The 9806-nt window shown below is 38.2% G+C and carries 12 protein-coding genes and 1 tRNA gene; 1 reads left to right on the top strand and 12 read right to left on the bottom strand.

Going from position 1 to position 9806, the window contains the following annotated elements:
* Positions 1-2 precede the first annotated feature (2 nt).
* The 7 genes from J8L86_RS20000 to J8L86_RS19970 all read right to left on the bottom strand — a co-directional run bounded on the left by J8L86_RS20000 (position 3) and on the right by J8L86_RS19970 (position 4321).
* Entirely contained in the window at positions 3-323 is a 321-nt protein-coding gene (locus J8L86_RS20000) for a hypothetical protein (protein WP_211031360.1), read from the bottom strand.
* Between the two features lie 115 nt (positions 324-438).
* The gene (locus tag J8L86_RS19995) at positions 439-1860 is read right to left on the bottom strand and encodes a hypothetical protein (protein WP_211031359.1); all 1422 of its coding nucleotides are present in this window, start codon (positions 1858-1860) and stop codon (positions 439-441) included.
* A gap of 107 nt (positions 1861-1967) precedes the next feature.
* Complete coding sequence (locus J8L86_RS19990; protein ID WP_211031358.1) at positions 1968-2318, bottom strand: hypothetical protein; 351 nt, start codon at positions 2316-2318, stop codon at positions 1968-1970.
* 124 nt (positions 2319-2442) lie between these two features.
* On the bottom strand, positions 2443-2748 hold the full coding sequence (locus J8L86_RS19985; RefSeq protein ID WP_211031357.1) for a hypothetical protein: 306 nt from the start codon (positions 2746-2748) through the stop codon (positions 2443-2445).
* 165 nt (positions 2749-2913) lie between these two features.
* Complete coding sequence (locus J8L86_RS19980) at positions 2914-3318, bottom strand: hypothetical protein (RefSeq protein WP_211031356.1); 405 nt, start codon at positions 3316-3318, stop codon at positions 2914-2916.
* A gap of 117 nt (positions 3319-3435) precedes the next feature.
* The gene (locus J8L86_RS19975) at positions 3436-3780 is read right to left on the bottom strand and encodes a hypothetical protein (protein WP_211031355.1); all 345 of its coding nucleotides are present in this window, start codon (positions 3778-3780) and stop codon (positions 3436-3438) included.
* Positions 3781-3883: 103 nt separating this feature from the next.
* Positions 3884-4321 (bottom strand): hypothetical protein, encoded by a 438-nt coding sequence (locus tag J8L86_RS19970; protein WP_211031354.1) that lies wholly within the window; start codon positions 4319-4321, stop codon positions 3884-3886.
* Positions 4322-4682: 361 nt separating this feature from the next.
* Here J8L86_RS19970 and J8L86_RS19965 point away from each other — a divergent pair, with 361 nt between their 5' ends.
* Complete coding sequence (locus J8L86_RS19965; RefSeq protein ID WP_211031353.1) at positions 4683-5639, top strand: integron integrase; 957 nt, start codon at positions 4683-4685, stop codon at positions 5637-5639.
* Positions 5640-6686: 1047 nt separating this feature from the next.
* On the opposite strand, the gene J8L86_RS19960 is transcribed toward J8L86_RS19965, so the two are convergent.
* The 5 genes from J8L86_RS19960 to J8L86_RS19940 all read right to left on the bottom strand — a co-directional run bounded on the left by J8L86_RS19960 (position 6687) and on the right by J8L86_RS19940 (position 9719).
* A tRNA-Ser gene (locus J8L86_RS19960) sits at positions 6687-6777 on the bottom strand.
* 111 nt (positions 6778-6888) lie between these two features.
* The gene (locus J8L86_RS19955; protein WP_055026458.1) at positions 6889-7221 is read right to left on the bottom strand and encodes a hypothetical protein; all 333 of its coding nucleotides are present in this window, start codon (positions 7219-7221) and stop codon (positions 6889-6891) included.
* Positions 7222-7439: 218 nt separating this feature from the next.
* Positions 7440-8312, bottom strand: coding sequence for a 23S rRNA pseudouridine(2605) synthase RluB (gene rluB / locus J8L86_RS19950; protein WP_055026457.1), 873 nt, complete (start codon positions 8310-8312; stop codon positions 7440-7442).
* The gene (gene scpB, locus J8L86_RS19945) at positions 8313-8900 is read right to left on the bottom strand and encodes an SMC-Scp complex subunit ScpB (protein WP_055026456.1); all 588 of its coding nucleotides are present in this window, start codon (positions 8898-8900) and stop codon (positions 8313-8315) included. It abuts the gene before it with no gap.
* 30 nt (positions 8901-8930) lie between these two features.
* Entirely contained in the window at positions 8931-9719 is a 789-nt protein-coding gene (locus J8L86_RS19940; RefSeq protein WP_065110624.1) for a ScpA family protein, read from the bottom strand.
* Between the last annotated feature and the right edge of the window lie 87 nt (positions 9720-9806).

The raw sequence follows: 9806 nt of genomic DNA, 5'->3' as shown, positions 1-9806 counted from the left end.
GCTTACGACTGCTCATACTCTGAACGTTCTTCTTTCCAATCATCATCGTCTAAATTGAAAAGAACCTGTTTATTAAATAGTTGCATTGGCATCTGTGAAATTTGTATAACACTTTTACCACTTGCGATTTCTGAATCTATAAATCCATCTATAGCTTGATGAAATGCCCATGCAGAAACGCTAAGCCAATGCTCTTTTTCGTGATCGATTTTTTCCTCAACACTCCAATACAATTGATTTAATTGATCTGGATTGTTTTCGTCAATCACAAGCTCATTAGGCCAATACTTTTTTATATTTTCAAATAAAGTCGAACATTTCATATATATGTATTTAGTAAGCTAACGCCGCATTAAGGTGTGAGCGGCGCTTGGCTATACTTGAGCGAAGCGAAACTGCCAAGCGTTGCGAATCACTCTTAAATGCTTTGTTATATTTTTATTGCGACTTAGCCAAAGACATTACTCCCATTAATGAATGTGAAGCCTGTTTCAACTCATTTTTCTCTTCAATTTTGTCATTGATATACTTTCCACCAGTAGCCATTAACCCAACACCAGTGACAAAAGGAGCAAGCACGGGGAACATTGCAACAGTTAAGCTAGCGCTCCCTATAAAGGCGGTTTGTTTATGTTTAGCCTGATATTTTGCTTTAATTGTCTCGATCTCTTTATGATGTTTAGAGATTAACGACTCAATATATGAGCAAACTTCGCCAGAGACATATTCTAGATCATCAAGTTTAGTGGATGGCAATGTACCAACGAGCTCTCTCAGTTGCTTCCGAAAATCTACATTTTCGTTAGACTGTCTAATTGCAACCATTTGACTAAATTCGATATTTGATAAAAAGTCTAAACGGCTGTTATTTAAGGCATGAACTATCCCTGATGTCTGCCCATCAAATGCTGCCAATTTAGATATTTGGCTATTCTTCATCGAACAAACAAGTTTATAATAATGAGCTTGGCTATCAATACATAGCAATGGATTACTCTTAAGTTCATCTGAGTTCTCAAACAAGTGGAATTGTGGAGCAATTCGCTCACAGATAGCATTAACAATAATAGCTTGCTGTGGCATCCTTAAATGCTCATCACACCACTGTGAGCTCCTACTTTTAAGCATCTCTGTTCGATAATGCCCCATTGCTATAGGAACACGATCTCCAGGGTTACGACCAGGAGCAACAAAGAGTTGACTCTTTTCGATTTTGTCATAGAAGTCTTGTTCATATTTTTGAGAATATTCAAAAATATCTTCACCACTTTGTATACCAGAATCCACATAATGATTAAAAACATCGACAACCAACTGACTAATTTGTTCTTGGGTATGCGTATCGTGTTCTTCTAGCGATTTTTCCCAGCTAGGAAAAATAAAAAATGGTAATAAATCAAAGCTATTCTTATTGAGTTCTTTCATTTGAAGAACGTAAAAAATGGCTTTTACGATATTAATGTATATGAATTTTTCTTCACCTCTATCTCGCTCAAAGTATGGTAATACTGGATCAGGGATAAGAACCGTATCGGAAAATAATATTGACCTTTTGGTTGCATTGAGTTGAGTTTCGTAGAAACGAGAACTTCCCCCGAGAACCAATTTACAAGCATTTAATTCTTGAGCGAACTGAAATGCTGCTGAACCATGCTGAGAGTACAACGCTCGTAAGTTAGCCTCAAGATCTGCAAAGTAATTGTCACCACTAGCCATAGTGTGCACATTTTGCTTCATGTCTTGATGAACAGAGTCAAACGATCGGAAGGATGTTGCACATTTACCAACCAATTTTACGAAAAAATCATTCAATATATCGAGATACGTTGTTTGATATTTGTAAAGCTCTCTAGTATCCACATATCCTCCAAAAATATAACGCCTCAATAAGAGGAAATTTATAGCTGGTTAAAATGTTGAACTCAGTGAAAACAGCCAGCTGTAAATTTTCCTGCTTGATTGCCTTGTTATGTTTGCATACCACTTAACTCTTTGGCAACATGTAGTTTTATTTGCTCTATTTTACTTAAACCAACTAAGTAATGCTTTAGATCTATATTGCTTTCGATGCTACAGTTTTGCGTACTACATTTATCAATTTCGACTGTAATTACCGTAGAGCCGCTAATTAGAATTGAATAGAAATCGGTAGATTCTTCTGGAATCTCATTGAGAATATACGCATTTTCAACGGGAATATTTTGAGAACGAAGATATGATTTAAGACTAGAATTTGATTCAGGTGAAAAATGCTGAATATGTGAAACAGTTAAGCTTTCTCGAAACTCCGCTTCAGTTTTACTCCCAATCAATTTCACAACTCAAATCCTTAAGTAAACATAACGCCTTACTAATGGGCGTAAAATGCTTGGCTAAAATTAGCGACGAAGGAGCACAAGCCAAGCGTTTTGTGTCCTTTTGAGTAACTTGTTAGTTGCCGACTTAAATTATTGTCCATGGATTGTAACCCATGGATTCTATAGCTGGCGCAATTACATCAGCTAAGAACTCTTTCTCCTCTGTATCAAAATCATCCCAAGGCAATTGGTCCACAAGTTTTTGTACCTTTTCTAATTTGGATGATTTATCTAGTTCAGAGTTTTCGTTAACCACTTTCAGGTTTTTAAGAAAGCTACCAGTGACGCTTTCAAGTTGTTTAATCACAGCAACAGGTGATGGCATTAGCCCCCGCTTTTCCCAAAGTGGTAATGCGTAATTATCGTTTTTTATTAACTCTTCAATTTTCATGCTACTTCCTTGAGCAAAGCAATTATGACTTAGCACTATTATTAAGGCGAAACTCAGAAAATTCTTCATAGGCAACTAACGCCCTAATAATGGGCAAAAAATTGTTGGCTAAAATGTTGAGGAACGAAAACAGCCAACAGTTTTTTGTCCTTATTTATTAGCTTGTTATATAGCCTTATGCACCCAAACCAGGTGTAAAACTATATGAATAATTAAAAATATAGCTGGGCATAAAAACAAATAGAACTCAAACCAACTACTACCAAGTTTAAACATTTCACCGTCAAAGTTAACACCCGACCAATAAGTAAATGCCAGAGCTAACAAACCGAAGATGAGAAATGCCAACCGAGTTTTATGTTTAAGCTTTAAACCCCAACTTACAGAAGTTAGAGCAATGTAACCCAAAATCCCAAATACTGAAGTTACAATCCACTTAAGGCTAAAAATAATAGGCAAATCAAGAATATTACCAACTGCGCCAATTAAAGCGAAAAATGCGAGGAACACCAACAATGTTGATGGAACCCAAGCCAGAATAGTAGTTAATCCAATTAGCAGATTTCTCATAAACCTCTTTGGCTATATAACGCCTCGTTAAGAGGCAAAAAACTGTTGGCTAAAATAAGCGACGAAGGAGCAAAAGCCAACTGTTTTTTGTCCTTTTAAACGACTTGTTATACGAATTTACTTCTCACACAAGTATTTACTGTAATCCCAGCTTCCACCTGAATCAAGGCATTGGTCAGAATACATGAATTCATGTAACTCAGGTGCCAATAATAAAATAACAGCAATCGCTATAAGATAGCGTTTAACCTTTAATTGTAATTTTTTAATTAAAATAAAAGCTACTATCAATGCACTTATAGCCCAGATAAAGTGACGAATTCCACGCTCAGCCCAGCCTAAAGTATTTTTCTCAGGAAAACTAGAAACCCAAAAACTATAAATAGAGCTATTCAGGTAAAGCAACGCTACCAGAATAAGGAAAGTGATTGAGCTCCATTTTAAGATTTTAATTAGATTCATGCCTATTCGTATAACGCCCCAATAAGGGGCTGATATTGCATGGCTAAAATGTGTAGCGAAGCGAAACCGAGCCATGCGTTAGCAGTCCAGCTTGATTGGCTTGTTATATTGCGCTCTTAGCCAAGCCTTGGTTTATTTTATGTTGCATATAAATAACATGGAAAATTGATGTAATAAACGGGTTTAACCAGAGCTTGTCACCTTTTTTAGAGCCTGCTATTAAATTAATACGATGCCGCACCATAACGATCCAAGTTACATCGAAAACACTGGATATAGCGTGGATACCAATTGAGCTTTTTAGAATAGTAAGATCATGATAATTAGCTAAACCATAAATTATACTACCTAATGAAATAGTGAATAAAATAATGGTTGTTGTAATAAATAAGTTGGATATTTTAAGTTCGGTGTGTTGATTGATTTGGTTTGTAAAACGATAGAGCTTATAAATTAAATAAGAGCCTATAGTTAACACACATAAAACGAGAGTCTTAAGTACAGAGTCAGTTTCAAATATATCCGAAAATCCTTTTTTCATTTATTCTCCAGAGCTGAAAGTAGACTGAGTCTATTTAGCAATATAACAGCTTATTATATAGCTGCTCGATAATGTTCCTGTTCAAATTAAACTTAGTAGCAAGGATACTAAGCCAACCGACTGTTTATTATGAATAATAATATATAGTTCCTATTAATTTATTCTATATCAATAGGGCAAAATTGAGCGTCTTAATGTAGAGGTCTCTACAATCTTTTGCTAAGTATCATTATTTCAATAACTTAACAATATCTTAGAATTTTATCGAGCAAAGAACTATCATTTTTTGCTCACTTTACTCGCAATTTTTCAAAAAAGAATTATAACTGTATATACATACAGCTATAATTAAGCGATTCCTATGAAGAAGCCAACTTTTATTGAAGCTATCAGAGAACAAATTAGAGTTCGCCATTATAGTTTGCAAACCGAGAAATCTTATCTCTACTGGGCGCGCTATTTCATCCGATATACCCAAATCAAAAATGCACGCGAATTAGCGCCTTCTCATATTGAGTCCTTCCTGTACTATTTAAGTAACCAACGTGGGGTTAGTGCTAGTACACAAAAACAAGCATTGTGTGCACTTGTGTTCGTATTTAAGCATGTTCTTGAAGTTAATACTGATAACCTCAATTTTCCTTATGCGAAAGCCCCTAGCCGTATCCCTCAAGTATTAGATGCTCAACAAGCCAAGCTCATCATTAATCTAATGAATGGTCAGTACAAAATGATAGCAAGCATCCTATACGGGAGTGGACTTAGGCTTAATGAAGCACTCAGTTTAAGAGTGAAAGATATTGATTTCACTCACCGTACAATTTTTGTTTTTAGAGGCAAGGGGCAAAAGGATCGTGTCTGCTTGTTACCAGACTGCGCTGTTGATAGTCTTAAGGAGCAAATTGAAAAAGTTAAAGAAATACATCATAACGATATTAAAGCTGGTTTAGGCTTCACTTCATTGCCACCCTCATTGTTTAGAAAGTATCAGCAAAGCATTAAACAGTTTCACTGGCAGTATATATTCCCAGCTTCCCGCCTCTGTGTTCACCCTATTGATGGCTATATTTGCCGTCATCATATTCATCCGTCTGCATTTGGCCGTGCATTAAGAATTGCAACAATACAGGCACAAGTAGCTAAACGAGTCACAGCACATACTTTCAGGCATTCGTTCGCAACTCAATTACTGCAACACGGAACAGATATAAGAACCGTACAAGAGCAGCTTGGACATAAGGATCTTAAAACAACTCAGCTTTATACCCATGCGGCGGGTATCAACCAAACAGGTATAGTCAGCCCAATGGACAGATAAATGACTTAAAACCTGGAATAATGTCATAGTAAAATACGGCGGCATCTAGCTTCAGTGTTACTTTATCCCCGAATTAAAATGAGATGGGCTATTTTAATTGGCGTTGCTCTTTCAATCATATTTTAATTAATTTTTGCTAAGTCGATAGGTTATGAGCCAAAAGTTAACGAAATCAGACTTTTACTCACAATGTGGCATAAACGAGTTATATCCCCACATTGACGAGCTACAAACCTGTTAACTCTCTAATCAAACTCACTCAAATTCTAGAAAGCAAAAAGCCCGCTACAAAATAGCGGGCTTTTCTAAATATGGCGGAGAGATAGGGATTTGAACCCTACATTGATGCGCTACAAACCCTTTAAACTCTCTAATCAAACTCACTCAAATTCTAGAAAGCAAAAAGCCCGTCACTTTGCAGTAACGGGCTTTCTAAATATGGTTGAGAGATAAGGATTTAAACCCTACATTGATGCGCTACATACCCTTTAAACTCTCTAATCAAACTCACTCAAATTCTAGAAAGCAAAAAGCCCGCTACAAAATAGCGGGCTTCTCTAAATATGGCTAAGAGATAGGAATTTGAACCCTACATTGATTACGCTACAAACCCATTGCCAACATTTCAAAATACAGAGAGCAAAAAGCCCGTCACTTTGCAGTAACGGGCTTTTCTAAATATGGCGGAGAGATTAAGGATTTAAACCCTACTTTCATGCGCTACAAACCTGTTAACTCTATAAGCAAACTCACTCAAATTCTAGAAAGCAAAAAGCCCGCTACAAAATAGCGGGCTTCTCTAAATATGGCTAAGAGATAGGAATTTGAACCCTACATTGATTACGCTACAAACCCATTGCCAACATTTCAAAATACAGAGAGCAAAAAGCCCGTCACTTTGCAGTAACGGGCTTTTCTAAATATGGCGGAGAGATAGGGATTTAAACCCTACATTGATGCGCTACAAACCTTTTAACTCTCTAATCAAACTCACTCAAATTCTAGAAAGCAAAAAGCCCGCTACAAAATAGCGGGCTTTTCTAAATATGGCGGAGAGATAGGGATTTGAACCCTAGATGGGCTACAAACCCATGCCGGTTTTCAAGACCGGTGCATTCGACCACTCTGCCATCTCTCCGAACGAGCGAGATAATAGCTATCTCCCTCACGTGTGTAAAGTAGAAATTGAAATAAATCGTTCATTTGGCTATTTGAGCAGCAATTTGCGATTAAACGTCGAAAAATAGCGCTACTTCTCCATTTTAACGGGCGTTAATCCTTTAGCACGATCATCAATTGCATCATCCAGTTTAAAGCCTGCTTGCTTCCATGTTTGTGCTTCTTCAGGATTAAACTTCTCTTTTGACCACTCAGATGCAGACTCAACATCAAAACTTGCTTTGCTCCACTGCTGAGATTGTTCAGCATTAAAACCACTCTTACTCCAAGTTTGAGCTTTAGCAGCATCAAAGCCAATCGCTTTCCAATCAGCAATTTCTCGCTCGGACATACCTTTCCATGACGGTGCAGATGCGCAGCTAAACAATAAACCAGCAAGTGCTACAACAAGTAACTTTTTCATTTAATACTCCTTCAACAGTAAACTTATGTAACTGATTAAAAAAACATCAAATAAACTATAGTTAGCGATATGCTCAGTTTCAAGAAAGCGGCAAGTAAATCTGAGTAACCCTATTTAGTATTCACAATGACATGCAATGAAGTAATAAAAAAGGCCACCTTAGGTGACCTTTCTGATTCGTGAGTTTAGTTGACTTGTATCACGTTGAATAATGATGCTTAACTACGTTGACGAGTCGATTTAGGACGCGCGGCAGTTGTTTTGTGCTTTCGTACTGCTCGGCGAATTTTCGCGCCTTTAACTTTAGCACGTGCAACACTGTGCTTATCAGTACCTAATAAAGTACGTGTTTCTGGCTCTAATCCCGCAAGCTGGCGTAAGTAGTTAACCTGTTCCATATCCAGCTCTGTCCAACCACCACGTGGTAAGGCTTTTGGTAACTCAACCATGCCATAACGAACACGAATAAGTCGGCTTACCTGAACCTCTTGAGATTCCCATAAACGACGGACTTCACGGTTGCGCCCCTCTTTAAGAGTCACATGCCACCATTTATTGAGTCCTTCACCACCAGCAGGTTTGATACTGTCAAAGTTTGCTGGCCCATCTTCAAGAGTCACCCCTTTACGAAGACGCTGCACAGCGGCTTCTGGCACATCGCCAAAGGTACGCACTGCATATTCACGGTCGACTTCATTTGAAGGGTGCATTAGACGGTTAGCTAATTCACCATCAGATGTGAATAATAATAGACCTGAGGTATTGATATCCAAACGCCCTACCGCAACCCAACGTGAATCACGTATTTTAGGTAAACGATCAAAGACGGTTGGTCTACCTTCTGGATCTTTTCGACTACAAATCTCGCCTTCTGGCTTATGGTAAGCCAACACGCGACAAATAATATCATCTTCAGTTTTGATAACGATGGCACGGCCATCAATGCGTATTTTAGCATCTGCTTCAACGCGATCACCTAAACTGGCAATTTCTCCGTCTACACTAATACGGCCTGCAGCAATCCATGCCTCCATCTCACGACGGGAGCCATGGCCTGCACGGGCCAAGACTTTCTGCAATTTTTCGCTCATCTAGTTCGACTCTTCTGTTTGTTGTGGCGCTAATGAAACCTTTTCAAACAACGCCTGCAATGACTCATCATCCGTTAGCGACGGTAAGTCTGCTAAGGTTTTTAAGCCAAAATAAGATAAAAACTCTGTCGTGGTTGCATATAATGCAGGTCGCCCTGGCACTTCTTTATGACCAACGGTTTTTACCCAATGTCTATCAGCTAAACTCTTTATTATGTGGCTGCTGACGGCCACACCTCTTACATGTTCAATATCACCGCGCGTTACTGGCTGCTTATAAGCAATCACCGCTAGGGTTTCTAACGTCGCACGTGAGTATTTAGGGGATTTTTCTTGCCACAAAGGTTGTAAGAATTCACTCAACAACTCTTGGGTTTGAAAGCGATAACCACTGGCAACTTCAACCAGTTGTACCCCACGCTCTTGATAATCTTGCTGTAACTCATCAAGACAGCTTTTAATTCTGACTCGTGATACATCAAATTTGACTAAAACGGTTTCTTTAATCGCTTTAATACTTAACGGTTTACCCATCACAAACAAACTGGCTTCGATTAATTGCTTTAATTGAATGTCATTTATTTGCATGATGTCCTTTCTCATATCAACACTTGGTTGTTAAAACGCTTTAACGTAAATCGGTGCTAACGGTTCGTTTTGCACTAAATCAACCAACAACTCTTTGACTAATTCCATTAACGCTAAAAAACTCACTACCACACCAGCCTTTCCTTCACTGACATCAAATAAATCAGTAAATGGCACAAAATGTTCTGTTGAAAGTTTAGCTAATATTTGGCTCATTCTCTCGCGTGTCGATAACGCTTCACGCTTAACATGATGATGTTCGTTCGCATCAATGCGTTTTAACACTTCCGAAAACGCTTGAGCAATGTCAACTAGCGATACTTCTGGCGGCATGATGACTGGCTTGATATTCGGTGCTGTTTTAGCTTGTGCTAAAAACACATCTCGTTCCAATCGCGGCAAACCGTCTAAGTCAGCAGCTGCCTGCTTTATCACTTCATAAGCTTTAAGTTGGCGGATAAGTACCACGCGAGGATCTTCTTCATCTTCCTCTGCGGTCGCGACTTTAGGTAACAGGAGTCGAGACTTAATTTCTGCCAAGGTTGCTGCCATAACTAAATAATCAGCAGCGAGCTCTATGCGTGCTTCAGTCAAAATATCAATATAAACTAAATATTGAGTCGTAATTTTTTCAATTGGCAGGTCAACAACATCCAGTTTTTGCTTGCGAATTAAGTACAATAATAAATCGAGAGGACCTTCAAAGGTCTCCAAAAACACTTCCAGTGCTTCTGGCGGAATAAACAAATCGGTCGGCATTGCATCTATTGCTTCGCCGCGTACAATCGCAAGAGGTAAACTTTTTTGTATCCCCTGCATTGAACAATTCCTTTATTAATATTCTCAATGTAATAAGTTTCAGCGAGTTACATAAAAACAGCTAAGCGATTTAAAAGTAAACTTGCC

This window comes from Shewanella sp. MMG014 (assembly GCF_018100775.1).
Classification (GTDB): Bacteria; Pseudomonadota; Gammaproteobacteria; order Enterobacterales; family Shewanellaceae; genus Shewanella; species Shewanella japonica.
The sequence above is the reverse complement of the archived record's forward strand: the minus strand, read 5'-3'. Positions and strand labels throughout refer to the sequence as shown.